The organism is Clostridioides sp. ZZV14-6153 (assembly GCF_020657855.1).
GTDB lineage: Bacteria > Bacillota > Clostridia > Peptostreptococcales > Peptostreptococcaceae > Clostridioides.
The window spans coordinates 497911-518872 of sequence record NZ_JAGWCZ010000001.1 but is presented as its reverse complement, the minus strand read 5'-3'; the positions used below and the strand labels follow the sequence as shown (position 1 = coordinate 518872).

Below are 20962 nucleotides of genomic sequence, written 5' to 3'. Positions count from 1 at the left end.
AACTAATTAGTATTAATAATTAATTCAACTAAAATTTTAAAAGCTTTTCAAATTCACTAAGTACCATTGGTTTAGCAAATAAATAACCTTGAACCTTATCGCATCCTATTTCTTTTAAAAACTCTACTTGCTCATTGGTTTCTACACCTTCACATATAACTTTAATATTAATCGCTTTTGACATTTCTACTATCTTAGAGATAATAATTTTTCCACGTTTTGTATCTGTTGTCTCAATTAGAAAAACTCTATCTAATTTTAAAATATCAAAAGGAAGGTCCTTTAATAGATTCAAGGATGAATATCCTGAGCCAAAATCATCCATTGATATAAGAAATCCTATCTTTTTAAGCCTCTTAATTATATCAATCAATATATTTAAATTATCAAATACAACACTTTCTGTTAATTCAAGTTCTATAAACTTAGGTGATATATTATACTTATTTATCAATTCAGTAATATTTTCTATAAAATTATCTCTGTGTAAATGAACTCTAGATATATTCACAGAGATTGGCACAGGGTTATAACCTTTGTTTAGCCACTTTCTCAAGGTCTTACATACTTCTTCAAATACAAACATATCAACATTTACAATGAAACCATTTCTTTCAAATAAAGGTACAAAATCTACAGGTGAAATAAATCCCATATCTGGATTATTCCATCTTATTAGAGCTTCTGCTCCTTCAATTTCATTTCCATCATTTAAACTATATTTTGGTTGATAATATACTACAAACTCTCCTTTTTCCAAAGCTTTATTCATATTATCTTCCAATTTCTTTTCTCTATATAATCGATTTCTTGTATCTTCATTAAAAAATGAATATGAATGCTCATACTTATCTTTTTTTGTTTTTGCAGCAATATTCGCTCTATCAATTAACAAGTCAATTTTTTGTATATCATCACTTTTATTTATCTTATATATACCACTTGACATAACAATTTTATATTTTGAGGAATTACTAGTACTTAAACTGCATATTTCATTATTTATTTTAGATAGTCTATTTAAAAGGTCAACATCAGTATTGCAGGAAATTAATAATATAAAGTGGTCATTATCCATTCTAGCACAAAGTTCATATTTGTTTGTATTGTGTCTTAACACATTTGCAATATGTACTAATATCTTATTTCCTTCAGCATAACCAAACATCTCATTTATGTATTTAAATTTATTAACATCTAATTGAACTAAGTAAAAATCATCCTTATAGTAATTATGTAAAATATATATAGAATCTTTTTTAAATTTTTCTTTGTTTTTTATTCCACTTAAGGAATCATAGTAAGCTAATTTTTTAAGTTGTTCTATTAGTGTAACATTACTTAATTTCCACAATATCAAAAATATTAATATATAGAAAAATAACTTGATTATAAAATCAATTATCAAGCTTTTAAAGTTCTTAAAAACATCACAACTTGAGATTAATGTCCAATCAGTTCCTTTGATACTCGTATATCTTGCACTATATAACTTCCAATTATCCCATGATAAAAAACCACCTTGACGTTTCTCATCTATATTTTTTAAAATTTCATTTTTACTGCTCCCTATAATATTTCCTTCTACACTAAACATATTTGTCTTATTATAGACATAGTCTTTATTTTGATGAGAAATAATGGCATAGTTTTTATCTACCATTAAAAATTTAATAGAATCATCAGAATTAGTTCTACTTACTATCTTATTTACATCTTGAAAATAAAAGGAAGCAAAAATAGTTCCACTTACTTCATTATTTTTTATAATAGGTACACATATAATAAATACTTTATCCCCTGTAACCTTACTAACTGTAATATCGGAAATCACCATTTTTTTTGTTTCTAGTACCTTCTGAAAATGCGTTCGGTCTTTTATTGTCCCAACCCTTTCTCTATATGTACTTGAAGTATTTCCTTGTGCATCAGTTATTCCAAGCATAAAAAGATTATATTGTTTTTGATAAGGTCTTAATAACTTACCTTTTTCAATTAGAGAGATTCTGTCATCAGAAAATCTATCGTCTTGACTAAGAGCCTTTAATAAGGATGCATTGACGCTTAAATAATTTTCTAATTCTCTTTTTGAGGCTTCAATCATATTTTTAGAAGTAACCTCCATAGAATTACTTGCATATATAATTGTACTTGTAAAATCAATTAAAATTAATAACATCAATAAAATTAATATATACCTAAAAACTAATCCATCAAATATTTTTTCTCTTTTTCTCATATTTAAACACCATTAATTATACTATTGTAATACATACTCAATCGGCTCTTTAATAACTTGTGACATTACTCTATGTGAATAATCCAAAAGTATTCTTTCTTTAAATTTATATGAATCCCTTATACAAGATTCATAATTTAAAACTGGCACATTTGATTTTTCAATTTTATATAGGAATGGCCTATATTCTAATGATGGGATATTATTTTTTAAGTAATTTATACTTGCTTCATCTAAAATGCTTACATTTTCAATGTCTGTTGTACCAATATATGCAACAGTTATACCCAAAATATTCTTTTTAGATATAAGTTCTAATGTCAAGTTTGATAACTCTGATTCTGCCAACCACACATTATTCCCCCCTTATAAAATCTTTATTCGATATTATTTTACCATAATTAAACAAAATTATGTTGCTTAGTGGTAAATATTACAACAATAACTGTGACTTTATTATATAATTTTCAAAAAAATATACCAAGCTAGAAATTATTCTAACTTGGTATATTTAATTTACAAATTAAGCATTAACTTTTGCTTTTAAATATTCGTCTATTGAAGCTGCCGCAGTTTTACCAGCACCCATTGCAGATATTACTGTTGCTGCTCCAGTAACAGCGTCTCCACCTGCAAACACACCTTCTTTAGAAGTTTGACCACTTTCATCTGTTATTAAGCATCTTCTCTTATTTATATCAAGACTCTTTGTGGTAGAAGATATTAATGGATTTGGACTTGTTCCAAGTGACATTATAACTGTATCTACATCAAGTACAAATTCAGAACCTTCTATTTCTATAGGTCTTCTTCTTCCAGAATCATCTGGTTCTCCTAATTCCATTCTTATACAAACCATACCTTTAACATATCCATTTTCATCTACTAAAATTTCTTTAGGATTTGTCAATGTATTAAATATAATTCCTTCTTCTTTTGCATGATGTACTTCTTCAGCTCTTGCTGGAAGCTCTTTTTCACTTCTTCTATAAACTATATATGATTCTGAACCTAATCTTAATGCAGTTCTAGCAGCATCCATAGCAACATTTCCACCACCAACTACAGCAACTTTTTTACCAGAACTAATAGGTGTATCATAATCATCTCTATAAGCTTTCATTAAGTTTACTCTAGTTAAAAACTCATTTGCAGAAAATACTCCATTTGCATTTTCTCCTGGTATATTCATAAACATAGGAAGACCAGCTCCTGAGCCTATGAATATAGCTTCAAATCCTTCATCTTCTATAAGTTCATCTACTGTAATTGTTTTACCAACAATTACATTAGTTTCTATTTTCACACCTAATTTTCTTATATTATCTATTTCAGGTTGAACAACAGCTTGTTTTGGAAGTCTAAATTCAGGTATTCCATAAGTTAAAACTCCACCTGGTTCATGCATTGCTTCAAATATTGTTACATCATATCCTTTTTTAGCTAAATCACCAGCACAAGCAAGACCTGCTGGACCACTTCCTATTACAGCTACTTTTTGATTTTTCTTAGGTTCTGTATCAGATAAGTTTATATCATTTTCTTTTGACCAATCTGCTACAAATCTTTCTAATTTCCCTATTGATACTGCATCTGATTTTATTCCAAGTATACATACACCTTCACATTGACTTTCTTGTGGGCATACTCTACCACAAACAGCAGGTAGTGAACTACTCTTAGCCATTACTTTAGCAGCACCTTCTATATCATCTTCTTTAATTTTTGTTATAAATCCTGGGATATCAATTCCTACTGGACATCCACCTACACATTTTGGTTTTTTACATCCTAGACATCTATTAGCTTCTGCCATAGCTTCTTCTTTATTGTATCCTAAACATACTTCATCAAAATTTGTTGCTCTTACAGCAGGTTCTTGTTCTCTAACTGGTACTTTTACTTTTTTAGCATCCATTATTTGTTACCTCCACATCCACAATTACTATGATGATGACTGTCGCCTTCTTCAAGTTTTAGCATAGCTCTTCCTTCTTGAGTTTTATACATAGATTGTCTTCTCATCGCTTGGTCAAAGTCAACTAAATGTCCATCAAATTCAGGTCCATCTACACATGCAAACTTAGTCTCATTTCCAACACTAACTCTACAACCGCCACACATACCTGTTCCATCAATCATTATTGTATTTAAACTTACTATAGTAGGTATGTTTAATTCTTTAGTCAATTGACACATAAATTTCATCATTATCATTGGTCCAATTACTATTGCTTGGTCATATTTTTTACCTTGATTATCAACTAAATCTTTTAATAAATCTGTAACTCTTCCATCAAATCCATATGTCCCATCATCTGTTGATATGTATACATTTTTAGCTACTTTTCTCATATCATCTTCTAATATGATTAATTCTTTAGTTCTTGCACCAATTATTACATCTACATCTAATCCATTATCTTTAAACCATTTAACTTGTGGATACACTGGAGCAGAACCTACTCCACCAGCTACAAATAGGATTTTTTTATTTTTTAATTCTTCTATATCTTCATGTATGAATTCACTTGCTTGTCCTAGTGGCCCTACAAAATCCATTACAAAATCGTTTTCTTCAAACATTGCTAATTTCTTAGTTGAAGCACCAACTGTTTGGAATACGATAGTCACTGTTCCTTTTTCTCTATCATAATCAGCTATTGTAAGAGGAATTCTTTCTCCCTTTTCGTCATTTTTAATTATTATAAATTGACCAGGCTGAGAAGATTTTGCAACTCTAGGAGCCTCTATTTCCATCAAATAAATACTATCTGTTAATTGTCTCTTACTAACTATTTTATTACTCATCTCGCTATTCTCCATTCTAACAAATATATTTTTCCCACTTTAAATTTAATTAAAACATAAACACACAACACTATAACTCTAATTATAATACAATATTAGTTCTCGATTAAATGTTTTGTATTGGACATCCCCCCTGTAAAATAATTATAACTGCCCAAATTACAAATAGTTGATATTAACAAATTACTTTTAAATTCCAACAAATATTAAAACCTATATTATACGTATAATTTGTTATAGATTTAACCTAATACACACTTAAAGTATACTATATTATGCTAAATTTGTAACAAAAATTTTATAAATACATAATAAATTTTTTTTATTCAATTATTTGTTTAATAAATTAACCTAGGTTTTCATAATAACTCAGATTTCTTTAAAAACTAAACGTGTATAAGGCTTTAATCTATTGCAATACCAGCTTTTATATAAACTAAAATATACTCTTATTTTATTATATATCTAAAATTTTTAATATTCATTAATTATTTGAATTTTTATATAAAATTTTTATATTTTCTAAAGATTTATTTACTTATGTAATAATTTATAATAATATTAATTTATAAAGTTAATAATTATTATGAATACACATAAAAATAATTAAAAATAGGAGGTTTGTTTTTTGAAAAATATTATTTCTGCAAAAGAACTTATATCTAAATTAGAACATAATGATAATCTAGTTGTTATAGATTGTAGATTTGACCTTATCAATAGAACCTATGGTATTGATTCTTATAAAAAAGGACATATAAAAGGTAGCTTTATCCTGGATATAGACAAGGATTTATCATCTCCTACAGAAGAACATGGTGGTAAAAATCCTTTACAAGACCCTTTTATATTAAAAGAAAAGTTAGAAAAAATGGGTGTTGATAATGACACTACAATCGTAACTTATGATGATGGAGATTTAAATGGTGCTTGTAGACTATTCTTCCAATTAAAACACTTAGGTCTTGAAAATGTCTATGTATTAGATGGTGGAATAACAGCTTTTGTAAAAGAAGGCGGAGAATTAGAAGAAAAAATAAATATTCCAAACTGTATAGACAAAAAAATTAAGCCTAATGTAAATGACAATTTAGTTGTTCCAATGGAATACGTTAAATCTAAATTATATGACAAAGATACTGTGATTATAGATTGTCGTGCTAATGAAAGATACCAAGGTTTAGTTGAACCTGCATATTCAAAAGCTGGCCATATACCTAGTGCAAAAAATTACTTTTGCAAGGATTTAATAAAAGGTGATTTTGAAAATGGCTCACTTAAAGATATGGAATTTTTAAAAGACTTCTTTAAGGATTTAAATAATTATGATGAAATAATTTTATCTTGTGGTTCAGGAATATCTGCTTGTGTTAACAGTCTTGCACTTAGAGAACTTGACATACCTCATAAGATTTATGTTGGTAGCTTTAGTGATTGGATTAGCTATGGTGACAATGAAGTTAAAACTGGACAAGAATAAAGTCAATAATAAGTAAAACTAGAATATGATATCTTAGTTTTTTATAAAGGCGTTAGTCATTGTAGACTTTCGCCTTTTATTATCGTCATTTCATATAGATTCCTTTATTCATTAAATATATCTTTAGTTTGCAATATTAAGGAACTGCAACATGATTAGTAAACTGCAACATGACCATCACATCTTGATTCTGTTGCACAAACATAACTTTCTTGCTCTGTTTTGAAGATTATTTGTCCCCTACCCATATCGACATTATCATGAATTACTTTTATCTCATGCCCTTTTTCAATAAGGGCATCTACCACATGTCTTGACATCTCTGATTCAACTTCTATCTCTTTACCTTTTATCCACTGCCATCTTGGAGCATCTAATGCCTCTTGAGGGTTTAAACCAAAGTCTATAATACTCGTTAATACTTGAAGATGTCCCTGTGGTTGCATAAAAGCACCCATTACACCAAATGGACCTATTGCTTTATCATCTTTACCTAAAAAACCAGGTATTATTGTATGATAAGGTTTTTTAAATGGTTTTACTACATTATGGTGTTTAGGGTCTAAGTTAAAATTATTACCTCTACTATGTAACGCAATGCCAGTGTTTGGTATTACTATCCCAGAGCCAAAATTTATATAATTACTCTGTATATATGAAACCATATTACCATCTTTATCAGCGGTACAAAGATATACAGTTCCACCACAATATGGCTCTCCTTCTTTTGGATATAAAGCTTTTTTATTATCAATCAATAAACTTCTCTTTTTTGCATAATCTTGACTTAATAGTTCTTGAACCTTTACTTTCATATGTTCTATATCAGTTACATAAGTTTTAGAATCTGCAAAAGCCAGTTTTAAGCTTTCTATAATCTTATGTATATCATCTACATTTTCTATATCTCCTTTTATGTCCAATTCTTTTAATATATTTAATGCCATTAAGACTGTTATCCCATGTCCATTTGGTGGAATTTCAAATATTTTATATCCTTTATATTCTGTGCTTATAGGTTCTACCCAAGTTGGATAAAAACTCGCTAAATCACTTTTTCTTATAGCTCCATCAAACTTTCTAGAATACTCATCTATTTTATCTGCTAGTCTACCTCTATAAAAACTTTCAGCTTGTGTATTTGCTATCTCTTCTAATGTATTAGCATGCTCTTCACATACAAATATGTCACCAGCTTCTGGAGCTTTACCATCTTTAGAAAATGTCTCAAACCATGACTTAAATTCTTCTCCAACAAATTCTTTTTCATATAGTTCATAGGACTTTTTCCATACTTTTGATACATTAGGAGAAACAACATATCCTTCTCTTGCATATTCAATTGCTGGAGATAAACATTCTAGTAGACTAAGTTTTCCATACTTTTTATTTAATTCTGCCCAAGCTGCAGGTATCCCAGGTACAGTTACTGCTCCAAATCCATACTTTGGCATCTCTTCCATGTTCTTGTAATTTTTTAATTCCATTCTTTCTGGAGCAAAACCACTAGAATTTAGTCCGTACAATCGTTTTTCTTCTTCTATCCAAACAAGAGCATATGCGTCTCCTCCAATTCCATTACTTGTAGGTTCAACTACCGATAATGTAGCAGCAGTTGCAACTGCTGCATCCACAGCATTCCCACCTTTTTTTAGTATTTCAAGCCCAGCTTGAGAAGCTAATGGTGTTGAAGTTGCAACTGCTCCATTTTTAGCATATATAACATTTCTTATTGATGGATATTTATGTTGATGAGCATCAAACCTCATAATTTTCAACTCCTTGTCATTTTTATTTTATATTTTCCTTAAATTTATTATATAACATTAAGTAATACAACTGATACAAAATACAAACTTTTTCCAAAACTTAATTACATTATTATAATATTTTTTTGTTTTGATTAGATAAACTATCTTACTTTTAGTATCTATTTAATTCTTATTAAGTAAAAAATACTCTACAGCTTAATCTATTATCATATTTTGAGCGTATTTTAATGTTATAAAATAATATATAAAGTAACCTATATAATAAATGGCTAGTGTTATAATAATTGGTATAAACAAAGACCTAGTTATAAATTTTTGAGCAATTGACATAGCAAATAAATTATGAATTGTACCTATAATTAATGGCAATAAAAATACAACTTTTAATTGTTTTGATATTATTTTCTCAATATCTTGATTGTTTGCCCCAAGTTTTTTTAGCATAATATATCGTTCTTTATCATCATATATATTTGATAGTTGTTTAAATAAAATTATACTTCCTGTACACAAAAGAAATACTACAGATAGAAATATACCTATAAATAACATAAGACCACTTAGTCTAATTAAATTATTATAGTTTTCGATACTTGATGTAAAATTAAAGGGATAAGTTGATTTCATATTTTTATCAACAATATTTTTTAATCTTAAAGACATGTCAAACTCTTTTTTTTCATTTTTTATATCAATTAATCTTAATAATCTTGATTTTCCATCTAATTTTAATCTATTAAATACATTATCTTCTACCACAATTAAATCAAATGTTGATTGTGAATTTATTTCTGGTTCTAAGATATTTTTTTGAACTGTAAATAAACTCATATTCTCTTTTTCTTTAAGATATATATCTATTTTTTGAGTACCAGTATTTTTAAGAAACATTTTCTTATATGAATCTGAAACATAATATACATGCTCTTCTGAAGTTAATTCTTCATAATTACTGTTTTGATATTGTCTTAATTTCTTAAAATCACTTTCTTTAATAAAATCTACAAGCACTGTGTTTTCTCTATAAACTCCTCCTTTTTTATAATACAATTTAAAATTTACATCTCTGTTTATAAGCTCTATTGTCTTATCAAAAAATATCTTATCATCTTCTTTATATTTATATAACAACTTGTCAATTTCCTTATTTACAAGATAATTTTCTGCATTTATAGTATAACTATACTTGTAGTTTTCATTTATATTTCTATCTATATCGTAATAAAGGGATATTGTAAATCCTAACATAGTTACACTTGTAGCTATTAGTATCGCTATTATTGCCAATACTCTGCTATTATTCTTCAATTTGAATCCAAGTTCCGAAAATGCAATTAAATTTCTTCCCTTGTAATAAAAACTTTTTTTCTTCTTAGCAACATCTATAATTATCGACATTATTGATGAAAAAAATAAAAAAGTACCTGGTATTATTGTAATTAATATAAAAACTGAAAACATAATGTTTTCAATAATGAAATAACTGCTGGACATTAAATAAGAAAATACTATTAGTAAAATTCCAAGTATTCCCTTTAGCTTTATAAATCTTTTATTTGTATATTTTTCTGGTGACTTCTTAAATAACTCTACAATTTTTTTATTGCTAATGACTATAATATTTCTTATTCCAATTACTACAAATATTACTACAAATATTACTAATGTTTGAATTAAAGCCTTTATACTTAAAGTCATCTTTACTCCTATAATTTCTTTCATTAATTTTACAAGAATCATTGTCATAAGCTTTGAAAATAAAAAACCTAAAGATATCCCTATTAATATTGCAAATATTCCCATCAAAAAAGTTTCATATAAAAATATTCTTCCTATCTGATTTTTTCTCATTCCAATCAAGCTATAAGTACCTATCTCTTGCCTACGTCTATTAAAAAAAAATGAATTTGAATAATATATAAATAAAAAAACAAATACCACTATTACAATTGAACTTGTATTAATGCCTATTTTAGCCCTTCTACCAAGTAAACTTAAAGCTTCATTGTACTCTATTGATTTGAAACTAAAGAATATAAATACACTAAATACAATTGAAACAAAGTACATAAAATAGCTTAAAAAGTTCTTTTTTACATTTTTTATAGCAATTTTAAATAAACTCATTTTTATTAACTCCTCCAATTAAGGAAACTGTATTTAGTATTTTATTATAAAATTCTTTTGTGCTTTCTCCTTTTATAAGTTCTGTAAAAATTATTCCATCCTTTATAAAGAGTATTCTACTACAAAAACTTGCACTTATAGCATCATGCGTTACCATTAATATTGTTGAATCATTATCTCTATTTAATTTTAGTAGAGAATTTAATAAATCCCTTGCAGATTTAGAATCTAATGCTCCTGTAGGCTCGTCTGCAAGTATTAATGATGGTTTTGTTACTATTGCTCTACAAACAGCTCCTCTTTGTTTTTGACCACCTGAGACTTCATTAGGATATTTATCTAATATTGATTCTATATTTAGTGATTTTGAAACTTCTTTTATTCTACTTTCTATTACTGATACTTTTTCATTTTTTAAAGAAAGAGGTAGCATTATATTTTCTTTTATAGTTAATGTATCTAAAAGGTTAGAATCTTGAAATACAAATCCAAGATTATCACGTCTAAAGTCAGCTAATTTATTTTGTTTCATTTTAATAATATTCTTATCCTCTATATAAACATTTCCTGATGAAGGCAAATCTATTGTAGAAATAATGTTTAAAAGAGTTGATTTTCCAGCTCCAGATGAGCCCATAATACCTACAAATTCACCTTTAGAAACTTTAAAACTTATTCCCCTTAAAGCTTCATATTTTGAGCCTTTTCTACCATACTCTTTTTTTATATTTTCAACAATTAATATTTCTTCCATAATTACTTACCACTCCTCAACATAATTGCTCATTTTCCAATTCTTATAAATATATTATATATATTAAGGTAGTTTTTAACCATTTAATTACATTAATATAATGTTACATTTCTGTAAGTATTAACTATATTTCTTCATTTTTAATGAAATTATGTTTAAAATATAATTTGTCAAGCAAAATATAGTTATATTAATATAATTATTTTAAATTATAAGGTAGAAATGTTTGAACTTATCAAGTAAAATATAGTTATGTTAATATAACTATTCTGGATTAGGAGGTAAAAATGTTCAAAATAATGGTAATTGAAGATGATGTTTCATTAAAGCATCAAATAGCAGACTGTCTTTCTAAATGGGGACATATTGTCTATCAAATAGAAAATCTTGAAAACATAATAGAAGAATTTAAGCATTATAAACCACAATTGGTTTTATTAGATATAAATCTTCCATTTTATGATGGATTTCATTGGTGTAATGAGATAAGAAAAATTTCCAAAGTTCCAATAATCTTTATTTCTTCAAGAAACTCTAATATGGATGTAATAATGGGTGTAAATCTAGGTGCAGATGATTATATACAAAAACCATTTTCTATAGATGTTTTAATAGCTAAGGTAAATGCTCTTTTAAGAAGAACTTATAATTTTGCTGATAATAATTCAAATAAAATTGTCCATAATGAAGTTACTTTAGATTTATCAACTGCAACTATATGTTATAAAGATAATACTATTGAGCTAACAAAAAATGAAATTAAAATTCTTCATGAACTTATGAGGAATAAAAGTAAAATAGTTAGTAGAAATAAACTTATGAAAAAATTATGGGATAATGATTGGTTTGTAGATGATAATACTCTCACTGTTAATGTAAACAGAATACGTTCAAAACTAAGTGAAATTGGATTGGAAGACTTTATAGAAACTAAAAGAGGACTAGGTTATATAATCAGTTAAAATAGCTTTAAGTAGGTGAATTTATGAGTTTTAAAGATTTTCTCAAAGATAAACTCGAATTTTTAGTATACAACTTTGCTTTCTTACTTTTTACGATAGCAGTTATTATATTTTCTCCTATCGATACTCTCTTAGTAGACACTATTGTATACATATTAATTGTAAATATAGTATTTTCATTCATATATATACTTACTGGCTACATTAAGAAAAATAGATTTTTAGAGAAAATTAAAAATAATACATTCAAAGTTAGTACTAATGATATAGAATTAATTAAATGTACAAATGAAGAAAAAATATATTTGGATATAATTAAAGATTATCAAAGCCAATGTGATGATATAATAGATATCAATACTAAGAAATTTGAAGAAAATAAAGAAACTATGAGTATGTGGGTACATGATATAAAAATGCCTATAGCAATAATCAAACTAATCCTTGAGCAAAACGAAAATTTAATTGAAGAAAAAATTTCAGATGATATCGATAAAGAGATGTTTAGAATTGAAAATTCTGTTGAAAGGATTTTATATTTATCTAGACTTGAAGATTTTCATAAAGATTTTTTGATTCAAGAAGTAAATATTGAAAAAATTATTAGAAATATTATTAGAAAATATTCGAAATATTTTATCTCAAAAAAAATAATTTTAAACTTAAATAATTTGAATTATACAGTTTTATCAGACGAAAAATGGCTTTACTTCATATTCGAGCAATTATTAAATAATTCCCTAAAATATGCCTCAATAGAAGATAATATATCTATCTATTGCAAAACCCACAAAAATTATTTACAATTAAGGGTGGAAGATACTGGCTGTGGTATAAAAAAGGAAGATTTAAATAGAATATTCAATAAGGGATTTACAGGTAATAATGGAAGAAATAACGCTAAATCTACAGGGCTTGGTCTTTATTTAGTAAAAGAACTTTGTGACAAACTTGGCCATAAAATTGATGTAGATTCAGAGTACAATCAATATACAAAAATTACTATTACATTCAAAGATTATCTATAGTATCTTATATATTGACAGTTTATTTCCATTTGACTTATATTCAACATGCTTCTTATAATGGTTCTATATGTACATCCCAGTATATTAAGTAGTTTTTATACAAAGGAGGAAAACATGTCTTTTCTAAAAAAATTTAAAAATAAAAAATTTAGAAATAGTAGCTTTAAGAGTAATAGCTTTAAAAATACTAGCTTTGGAAGTAGTAATTTCAAAACTAAAAATAAAGGTTTTAAAAATAATCCTTTTAAAAGCAAGAGATTTAAAATCTATGCAGGAATCGTGATAATCATACTTTTAATTTTAGGGGTACTTGCTTATGTCGATTCAAAAAACACTGAGTTACAAGCTAATGAAAACTTCATAGAAACATACACTATTCCAGAAAACGAAAAAATATTTATAAATGGTATGGTTGTACCTAAGCAAACTAAAGACTTTAATATTTCTGGAGATTATGAGTTAAGCGATGTAAATGTTACAAATGGGCAAAAGGTAAATCAGGGAGACCTTCTTTTTACTGCTAAAAATCCAACTATAATAGCAGAAATAGATAGTCTAAAAACACAACTTAGCCAATATAAAAAACAAAAGATATCACTTGCAAATATTGATGAAAATAGAGATGCTATAGCTTCTATAAACGCACAAATAACAACTTTAAACTCTCAGATAGCTTCTTTAGATAAAAAAGCATATGATAGAACTACTGCTCCTTTTGATGGTACTGTATACTTAAATGACCAAACTGGAAATCCAGACCAACCAGCTTCATTTATGACTATTCAAGGTCTAGAGTTTTATATGAAGGGACAAGCAAGTGAACAAGATTTACCTAAGATGAAAATTGACCAAATGGTTAATATATTAGTTTTCTCAACTGACCAAAATCTTACTGGTAGAATAAGTTTTATATCTGATAAGCCCTCTACTCCAAATAGTGAGATGGGAGCTCAACAAAGTACTTTATCTTATTATGATATAAACATAGCATTTGATAACCAAGAAGGGTTGACAAATGGATTCCATCTTCAAGCATCACTTGAAGTAGCTAACTCAAGCTTTAAAATACCAGCATCTTGTGTACTTAAGGATAAAAAACACTCATATGTATTTAAAGACTTAGATGGAATCTTGAAAAAACAAATTGTAGATGTTGCAAGTAAAAACAATGACTTTGCTGTAGTTAGAGGCGGTCTTGAACAAGGTGATATAGTAATAAAATACCCTACTAAAGAAATGAAAGAAGGAGACCCAGTTCAAGGTGATAGTGTAACTGCTGGCTCTAATAATAATGGAGATGCTACTCCAGACAAAAAATTAAAAGAAGTTAATATGGATGTGAATTAATTTACATATGTTAATTAAATTAGAAAATATTCAAAAATATTACAAAGTAGGGAAAGATGAATTACATGTTTTAAAATCCTTAAATTTAGAAATTGAATCTGGAGAATTTGTCATGATAATGGGTAAATCTGGTAGTGGTAAAACCACTTTACTTAATATCTTAGGTTTTCTTGATGTATTTGACGAAGGAAGATATATATTTGATGGCACAGATGTAACTAATCTCAGTGAAAATGAGCGTTCTGTTTTTAGAAATGTCAATATTGGTTTTGTTTTTCAGCAATTTAATTTAATAGAAACTTTAAATATATATCAAAATGTAGAGTTACCTCTAATTTACAATAAAATATTAAAAAAATCTGAAAGAGAAGAAATTGTTAAGAGCAAACTAAAATCTGTTGGGCTTTTAGATAAAATCAAACAAAAACCTCTTCAATTATCTGGTGGCCAGCAACAGCGTGTAGCCATTGCACGTTGTTTGGCAAATGACCCTCAAATAATCTTTGCTGATGAACCAACTGGAGCATTAGATAGTGAAACTAGCAGGGAAATTATGGAGCTTTTGACAGAACTTAATGAACAAGGCAAGACTATAATAATGGTTACACATGATCAGGATTTGACTAAGTATGCAACTAAGGTCATACGACTTAAAGATGGTGTGTTTACTTCGGAGGTGTAATCATGGGCTTATTAAAAAATTCTTTGGCTAATTTAAAGGGGCACAAGCTTCGTGTCTTTGTAGCTTTACTTTGGATTATTATAGGAATAACTTCAGTAATACTTGTTAGTTCTATAGGTAATGGATTTCAAAAAGAAATCAAGAAATCTGTAAATAATGCTAATCCTAATAAAACTACTATTTCATTTGAGTCAGCTGATAACACAGGTCTTACTGATGATATGAGTATATTTTTAAAGCCTTTCAATGCAAAAGATTTAGAAGAATTATCATTTGTTGAAGGAGTAGAAAGAATTGCTCCTACAAGAGATGGATTTAATCTTGATTCAACTTATTCTTCTCAGGCATCTTTTGATAAAAAAACGACTTATGTGGAAGTTGGACCAGTAAAAAAAGATTCTAAAATAAATTTAATCTGTGGTAGAGATTTTTCTTTGGATGATGAAAAAAGAAAGGTAATTATACTTACACAGCAAAGTGCAAGTGAAGTTTTTGAAAATCCAGAAGATGCTTTAGGCCATGGTATTAATGTAAATGGAACTATATTTGAAATAATTGGAGTATTGGATGATTCTTCCAACCAACAACAAGCTGGAGGATTTTTGGGAGGTTATCAAGATATGCAATTTGTAACTTCTCTTATACCTAAAAAAGCTTTTGATAGTCTAATGAGTCAAAATTCTTACTCCAATGAAATTTATCAGTTAGACTTAGTTTGTTCTAAAGGATATAACGTGAATGAAGTTGCAAACAATATTATAGCTAAACTGTATGAAATGCACCCTGGTATCAATGGTTCTTATACTACACCAGACCCAACTGAACAAACAGCTTATCTTGAAAGTATCAATTCTAATGTCAATAAATATGTATCTATAATAACTGTAGTTGCAATGTTTGTTGGTGGTATTGGTGTAATGAATATAATGTATGTATCAGTTATGGAAAGACAAAGAGAGATTGGTATAAGACGTGCTATCGGTGCAAAGCCTAGGTCTATATTATTTCAATTTTTAGTTGAAGCTGTTTTTATAACAGTATGTGGAGGAATTTTAGGAACTATAGTTGGATTTATTGCTACTAACTATGTCTCTAAATACATTGGATTTGAAGCAATTCCTAGCTTAAATAGCTTACTTTATGCTATTCTAGCTACTATATTAACTGGAGTTGTATTTGGTTTAATACCAGCCTTTAAAGCCTCTAAACTAGACCCTATAAAGGCAATTTATAAATAGTATTCCTATTAATAAGTTATGATTTTTAAATTGCTTTTCTAAAATATGCTTAAATATTTAATGCACTATTATATATGATAGATTAAGAATTTAATCTTTTTCAAATCAAATATAATAGTGCATTATTACTTTCAAAATTATTATTGTTACTTTTACAATTACTAATGAATTAGTTGCTTTAAATATTTTTAATATTAATATCTAATCTATTATGCCTCTTATGAAATCTGTTTTGTTATCACAATAAGAGTTAACATCATACCTATAAAGTTTTGCTAGCTTCTTTTTTAAGTCAGAATACTCTTTAACCTTATCTGGATTTAGTCTCAAATACTCCCGAAATTTAATATGTTCTAAATATCCTTTCCCATCTTTAGGACATACATATAAATTATGCTCCATGAAATTAGTTGTCTCATAAGAAAATGCTTCTCTTCCTTCTACTTCTAAATTACCTAGATGTTTATACCCTAATTTTTTTAGTTTACTGACAACATCATTTAAGTAGCTATAGTCTTCAATTATTATATCAACATCTAATCTAGGTTTTGCAGAAAGCCCTTCAACAGATGTGCTACCAACATGTTCTATTTTCAAAATCGAATTACCTAGAGTCTTTTCTAGTATAGATTTTAATTTTTCAAACTCGTACTTCCAATTTGGATTATAATCTACTATTTCAACAATTTTTGTAGTTAATCCTGTTACTTTTAATTGGTAGACATCATGTTTCATTGCTTGTCCTCTATAAATCTTATCATACTCAGATATTTTTTTCATACCTAGTCTTTTTGCCACATTTATAGATGCTATATTTTCAGGTCTGATATCTGCTACTAAAGTATCCACATTTAAGTTTCTAATAGCATAATCTATACATATAGTGGCACCTTCTGTAGCATAACCTTGATTCCAATATTCTTTTTTTACTATATAACCTATTCCCAACCCTATGTCCTGCTTTATAAGACCTATTTGTCCCACTACATCATCTATATACTTATCTATAACAATAAAATATCCATATCCATCATTATTATATCTCTGTATATTTTTATCAATCCATTCTGTAACTTCTTCATCAGAAAAAATATGTTCCCATGCATACATTACTTCTGAATTTTGTAACATTTTACTTATTTCCTTAAAATCACTATGATTCATTTGTCTAATATATAATCTTTTGCTTTCAATCACTGTATTCACCACCCTTAAAACACAATCTTAAGCGTTGTATACAACTTCTCCATTGCATATAGTATAATTAACTTTACCATATAAAGATTTACCTTTAAATGGTGAATTGTCAGCTTTAGAAACAAAATCTTCAACTATCCATTCTTCTTCAGGATTAAATATAACAATATCTGCTACTGCTCCTTCTTCTATAAAACCAACATTTAAATTGTATAGCTTTGCAGGATTTGTAGACATTTTTTCTATTAACTGCATCATACTAAGATGATTTTTATATACTAAGTTTGTTATTCCAAGAGACAACGAAGTTTCAAGCCCTATAATACCACTTGGAGCTTTTATAAACTCTCTGTCTTTTTCTTCTTTACTATGAGGTGCATGGTCTGTTGCTATTATCTCAATAGTGCCATCATTTAATCCTTCTATAATCTTATCTCTATCCCACTTAGTTCTTAAAGGTGGATTCATTTTTGCATTTGTTCCAAACTCTAACACATCTTCCTCAGTCAGTGTAAAGTGATGTGGTGAAGCTTCTGCAACTACGTTTGCTCCAAGATATTTTGCAAATCTAACCATATCAACAGAAACACCAGAACTTATATGTTGTATATCAATCTTAGCACCAGTTTTTAGTGCTAACATACAATCTCTAGCAACCATTACATCTTCTGCTACATTTGATGCACCTTTTAGACCAAGCTCTGAAGCTATCTTTCCTGCATTTACGCCAGGATTTCCAACTAAAGAAGGGTCTTCTTCATGAAAGCTAAGTGGTACATCTAACTCCTTTGCCTTAATCATTGCTTCCATAATTAAACTGCTATCCATTAAAGGCAATCCGTCATCAGTAAATCCTGGAACTCCAGCCTTTTTAAGATTTTCCATATCCACTAACTCTTTACCTTCAAAACCTTTCGTTATGGCTGCTGCTTGTAAAACATTTATACATGCATTTTTTGCTTTTTCCTTTACATAGTTAAAAGTATCTTCATTATCTACAATTGGGTCAGTATTTGCCATACATATAACTGTTGTAAATCCCCCTCTAGCTGCAGATTTAGCTCCACTATCTATATCTTCTTTATATGTAAATCCTGGGTCTCTAAAATGTACATGTACATCTACTAATCCTGGTGCAACTATATTCCCACTAGCATCTATTATTTTTTCAAATTCATCATTTTCATCAAAATTACCTATTTTATAGATTTTATTTTCTTTTATAATTAAATCTATTTTCTCATCTCTTTGACTTTTAGGGTCTATCACTCTACCATTTTTAATTAAAATCATACTATTTCTCCTTTATAATTTACATTTATATAGACTCATATAATATTATACATTATTTTACATACTTAAATACAAAATTACGTTTGACATCAATAGCCTTTTTAGGACAAAGTTCATGACAACAGTAACATCTTATACATTTATTTAAATCTATAAGAGCACCTTTATTCCCCATCTCTATGGTATTTGCAGGACAAGCTTCCTTGCACTTTCCACATTTTATGCAGTCTTTAAATCTAACCACTGGCTTTGGTGTTATAAGTTTTGAAATAGGTTCATTTAAAAATTTTGGCAATTTTACAGAAAATAGCCTTAAATCTTTACTTACATTTGGTACCTTATAATCTTTTATAATTAAATCCTTTATATCTTCTCCTACAATCTCAATATCTGAAAAGTCTTCTTTTATATACTCTCTTTTAATAGCTCCTCTAATTGTAGCAACTTTGTTTGGAAGCAAACCTATAATCTTACATGCAACAACATCTATAGCATATGGATTTTGTGATGCTAATAAAACACCTATTTCTTTAGGATTTCCTGCTGAAGGTCCATCCCCTTCCATCCCTACGATTCCATCCATAATTGTCAGTGTTGGATTTACATAATCACAAATATCTAAAAGTACATTTTCGCAAAATAATTCCTCTGTAGGAAATCTATAATGTATTTCTGCTTTTTTTAATCCAGCTATACATCCATATAAGTTTTTTGTGCCACCAGTAAAAGTTGCCATTACATGTGTTTTTAATTTACAAAGATTTATTACATAATCAGCATCTATTACTGGTTTGATAATGTCCATATATTTAAGAGCATGTGCTTTTTCACTGTGTATCTTAACATCTGAAACATCATAATTCAATTTGATACCTAAATCATTTGCTACCTCTTCAATTCCAGATGTCTTATATATACCTTTAAGAGAACCTTGATTATATGGTCCACCAGGACTATCTGCTATTACTATGTCACAATTTAATTCTAAAAGCTTTTCACATACAACCCTTACTACCATAGGATGGGTAGTTGTAGCTTCTTCAGGCTTTTTTTTCATCAATAGATTTGGTTTTACAAGTACTTTACTTCCTTTTTTTACAAACTTGTTAAGTCCTCCAATGTCATCTAAAATTTTTTCAATAGAAAATCTTACATTTTCATACTCATAATTCTTGCAACTTCTAACAGATACTGATTTCATATTATCTTCACCCTTTTATTACAAAGATTTGTTTATATTTTTTGTATAATTTAAAAAAGGAGAAACCAAAGTTTCTCCTTTTAATCTATATTTTTAATTATTATTTTCCAAAATATCTATTTAATAATCCTAAGAATGCTTTACCATGTCTAGCTTCATCTTTACACATTTCATGTACTGTGTCATGTATAGCATCTAATCCTAATTCTTTAGCTCTCTTAGCTAATTTTAATTTTCCATCAGTTGCACCATATTCAGCGTCAACTCTAACTCTTAAGTTTTCTTTTGTATCTGCAACTACAACTTCTCCAAGAAGTTCTGCAAATTTAGCAGCATGTTCTGCTTCTTCAAAAGCTATTCTCTTATATGCTTCTGCTACTTCTGGGTATCCTTCTCTATCAGCTTGTCTACTCATTGCTAAATACATTCCTACTTCTGTACATTCACCAGTAAAGTTAGCTCTTAATCCTTCGATTATTTCTGCATCCACACCTTGAGCTACTCCTATTCTATGTTCGTCAGCCCAAACCATTTCACCTTTCATTTCTTCGAATTTATCAGCTCCAACTTTACATACTGGACATTGTGCTGGTGCAGCATCTCCTTCATGTATATATCCACATACTGTACAAACAAATTTTTTCATAATTAATTTCCTCCCAATTTTATATTAATTAAATTTTTATTTTTAAAGTTTAATAACTTGCTACAAGAATATATATACCCCCTGTATTATAGTTTAAACACTAAAAATAAAATTTATTTCCTAATTAATTTTATCACTTTGAAACATCGGTATCAACTAAGTTTTGATGTCAAATTTCTACATAA

General features: G+C 27.9%; 17 protein-coding genes. 6 read left to right on the top strand and 11 right to left on the bottom strand.

The window, feature by feature from the left end; genetic code table 11:
• Window positions 1-28: 28 nt before the first annotated feature.
• From KGF46_RS02405 to KGF46_RS02390, 4 genes are all read right to left on the bottom strand, one after another.
• Window positions 29-2239 (bottom strand): EAL domain-containing protein, encoded by a 2211-nt coding sequence (locus tag KGF46_RS02405; RefSeq protein ID WP_227841896.1) that lies wholly within the window; start codon window positions 2237-2239, stop codon window positions 29-31.
• A 21-nt stretch (window positions 2240-2260) separates the two neighbouring features.
• On the bottom strand, window positions 2261-2593 hold the full coding sequence (locus KGF46_RS02400; RefSeq protein WP_227827393.1) for a hypothetical protein: 333 nt from the start codon (window positions 2591-2593) through the stop codon (window positions 2261-2263).
• A 169-nt stretch (window positions 2594-2762) separates the two neighbouring features.
• A complete protein-coding gene (gene gltA, locus KGF46_RS02395) occupies window positions 2763-4157 on the bottom strand; it encodes an NADPH-dependent glutamate synthase (RefSeq protein WP_227861780.1) in 1395 nt (464 codons plus the stop codon).
• Entirely contained in the window at window positions 4157-5050 is an 894-nt protein-coding gene (locus tag KGF46_RS02390; RefSeq protein ID WP_227432921.1) for a sulfide/dihydroorotate dehydrogenase-like FAD/NAD-binding protein, read from the bottom strand. The genes gltA and KGF46_RS02390 overlap by 1 nt, the downstream gene beginning before the upstream one ends.
• 628 nt (window positions 5051-5678) lie before the next feature.
• On the opposite strand from KGF46_RS02390, the gene KGF46_RS02385 reads away from it, so the two are divergent.
• Window positions 5679-6530 carry a sulfurtransferase gene (locus tag KGF46_RS02385; RefSeq protein ID WP_227841038.1) on the top strand — a complete coding sequence of 284 codons (852 nt, stop codon included), beginning with the start codon at window positions 5679-5681 and terminating at the stop codon, window positions 6528-6530.
• Window positions 6531-6685: 155 nt separating this feature from the next.
• Here the strand turns inward: KGF46_RS02385 and ggt are convergent, their stop codons facing one another.
• From ggt to KGF46_RS02370, 3 genes are all read right to left on the bottom strand, one after another.
• A complete protein-coding gene (gene ggt, locus KGF46_RS02380) occupies window positions 6686-8299 on the bottom strand; it encodes a gamma-glutamyltransferase (RefSeq protein WP_227861779.1) in 1614 nt (537 codons plus the stop codon).
• A 198-nt stretch (window positions 8300-8497) separates the two neighbouring features.
• Window positions 8498-10429 (bottom strand): ABC transporter permease, encoded by a 1932-nt coding sequence (locus KGF46_RS02375; RefSeq protein ID WP_227861778.1) that lies wholly within the window; start codon window positions 10427-10429, stop codon window positions 8498-8500.
• Complete coding sequence (locus KGF46_RS02370; RefSeq protein WP_227841041.1) at window positions 10416-11183, bottom strand: ABC transporter ATP-binding protein; 768 nt, start codon at window positions 11181-11183, stop codon at window positions 10416-10418. The genes KGF46_RS02375 and KGF46_RS02370 overlap by 14 nt, the downstream gene beginning before the upstream one ends.
• Window positions 11184-11470: 287 nt before the next feature.
• Here KGF46_RS02370 and KGF46_RS02365 point away from each other — a divergent pair, with 287 nt between their 5' ends.
• The 5 genes from KGF46_RS02365 (at window position 11471) to KGF46_RS02345 (ending at window position 16440) form a co-directional block, all read left to right on the top strand.
• Window positions 11471-12145 carry a response regulator transcription factor gene (locus KGF46_RS02365; protein ID WP_227827387.1) on the top strand — a complete coding sequence of 225 codons (675 nt, stop codon included), beginning with the start codon at window positions 11471-11473 and terminating at the stop codon, window positions 12143-12145.
• A gap of 23 nt (window positions 12146-12168) precedes the next feature.
• The gene (locus KGF46_RS02360) at window positions 12169-13173 is read left to right on the top strand and encodes a HAMP domain-containing histidine kinase (protein ID WP_227850657.1); all 1005 of its coding nucleotides are present in this window, start codon (window positions 12169-12171) and stop codon (window positions 13171-13173) included.
• 114 nt (window positions 13174-13287) lie between these two features.
• The gene (locus KGF46_RS02355; RefSeq protein WP_227850656.1) at window positions 13288-14520 is read left to right on the top strand and encodes an efflux RND transporter periplasmic adaptor subunit; all 1233 of its coding nucleotides are present in this window, start codon (window positions 13288-13290) and stop codon (window positions 14518-14520) included.
• A 7-nt stretch (window positions 14521-14527) separates the two neighbouring features.
• Complete coding sequence (locus tag KGF46_RS02350) at window positions 14528-15202, top strand: ABC transporter ATP-binding protein (RefSeq protein ID WP_227827384.1); 675 nt, start codon at window positions 14528-14530, stop codon at window positions 15200-15202.
• Window positions 15203-15204: 2 nt separating this feature from the next.
• Entirely contained in the window at window positions 15205-16440 is a 1236-nt protein-coding gene (locus KGF46_RS02345; RefSeq protein ID WP_227850655.1) for an ABC transporter permease, read from the top strand.
• 201 nt (window positions 16441-16641) lie between these two features.
• Here the strand turns inward: KGF46_RS02345 and KGF46_RS20255 are convergent, their stop codons facing one another.
• The 4 genes from KGF46_RS20255 to KGF46_RS02325 all read right to left on the bottom strand — a co-directional run bounded on the left by KGF46_RS20255 (window position 16642) and on the right by KGF46_RS02325 (window position 20777).
• Complete coding sequence (locus tag KGF46_RS20255; protein ID WP_227850654.1) at window positions 16642-17637, bottom strand: GNAT family N-acetyltransferase; 996 nt, start codon at window positions 17635-17637, stop codon at window positions 16642-16644.
• Window positions 17638-17664: 27 nt separating this feature from the next.
• On the bottom strand, window positions 17665-18930 hold the full coding sequence (locus KGF46_RS02335) for a dihydroorotase (protein ID WP_227827381.1): 1266 nt from the start codon (window positions 18928-18930) through the stop codon (window positions 17665-17667).
• A 52-nt stretch (window positions 18931-18982) separates the two neighbouring features.
• A complete protein-coding gene (locus KGF46_RS02330) occupies window positions 18983-20131 on the bottom strand; it encodes a DUF362 domain-containing protein (protein ID WP_227827380.1) in 1149 nt (382 codons plus the stop codon).
• A 100-nt stretch (window positions 20132-20231) separates the two neighbouring features.
• On the bottom strand, window positions 20232-20777 hold the full coding sequence (locus KGF46_RS02325) for an NADH peroxidase (protein WP_003420048.1): 546 nt from the start codon (window positions 20775-20777) through the stop codon (window positions 20232-20234).
• Between the last annotated feature and the right edge of the window lie 185 nt (window positions 20778-20962).

Excerpts from the sequence above, each read along its gene's own strand:
- KGF46_RS02375 (WP_227861778.1), bottom strand. The coding sequence starts at position 10,429 with ATGAGTTTATTTAAAATTGCTATAAAAAATGTAAAAAAGAACTTTTTA.
- KGF46_RS02355 (WP_227850656.1), top strand. The coding sequence starts at position 13,288 with ATGTCTTTTCTAAAAAAATTTAAAAATAAAAAATTTAGAAATAGTAGC.
- KGF46_RS02370 (WP_227841041.1), bottom strand. The coding sequence starts at position 11,183 with ATGGAAGAAATATTAATTGTTGAAAATATAAAAAAAGAGTATGGTAGA.
- KGF46_RS02365 (WP_227827387.1), top strand. The coding sequence starts at position 11,471 with ATGTTCAAAATAATGGTAATTGAAGATGATGTTTCATTAAAGCATCAA.
- KGF46_RS02390 (WP_227432921.1), bottom strand. The coding sequence starts at position 5,050 with ATGAGTAATAAAATAGTTAGTAAGAGACAATTAACAGATAGTATTTAT.
- gltA (WP_227861780.1), bottom strand. The coding sequence starts at position 4,157 with ATGGATGCTAAAAAAGTAAAAGTACCAGTTAGAGAACAAGAACCTGCT.
- KGF46_RS02345 (WP_227850655.1), top strand. The coding sequence starts at position 15,205 with ATGGGCTTATTAAAAAATTCTTTGGCTAATTTAAAGGGGCACAAGCTT.
- KGF46_RS02360 (WP_227850657.1), top strand. The coding sequence starts at position 12,169 with ATGAGTTTTAAAGATTTTCTCAAAGATAAACTCGAATTTTTAGTATAC.
- KGF46_RS02405 (WP_227841896.1), bottom strand. The coding sequence starts at position 2,239 with ATGAGAAAAAGAGAAAAAATATTTGATGGATTAGTTTTTAGGTATATA.
- KGF46_RS02350 (WP_227827384.1), top strand. The coding sequence starts at position 14,528 with ATGTTAATTAAATTAGAAAATATTCAAAAATATTACAAAGTAGGGAAA.
- KGF46_RS02325 (WP_003420048.1), bottom strand. The coding sequence starts at position 20,777 with ATGAAAAAATTTGTTTGTACAGTATGTGGATATATACATGAAGGAGAT.
- ggt (WP_227861779.1), bottom strand. The coding sequence starts at position 8,299 with ATGAGGTTTGATGCTCATCAACATAAATATCCATCAATAAGAAATGTT.
- KGF46_RS02335 (WP_227827381.1), bottom strand. The coding sequence starts at position 18,930 with ATGATTTTAATTAAAAATGGTAGAGTGATAGACCCTAAAAGTCAAAGA.
- KGF46_RS02330 (WP_227827380.1), bottom strand. The coding sequence starts at position 20,131 with ATGAAATCAGTATCTGTTAGAAGTTGCAAGAATTATGAGTATGAAAAT.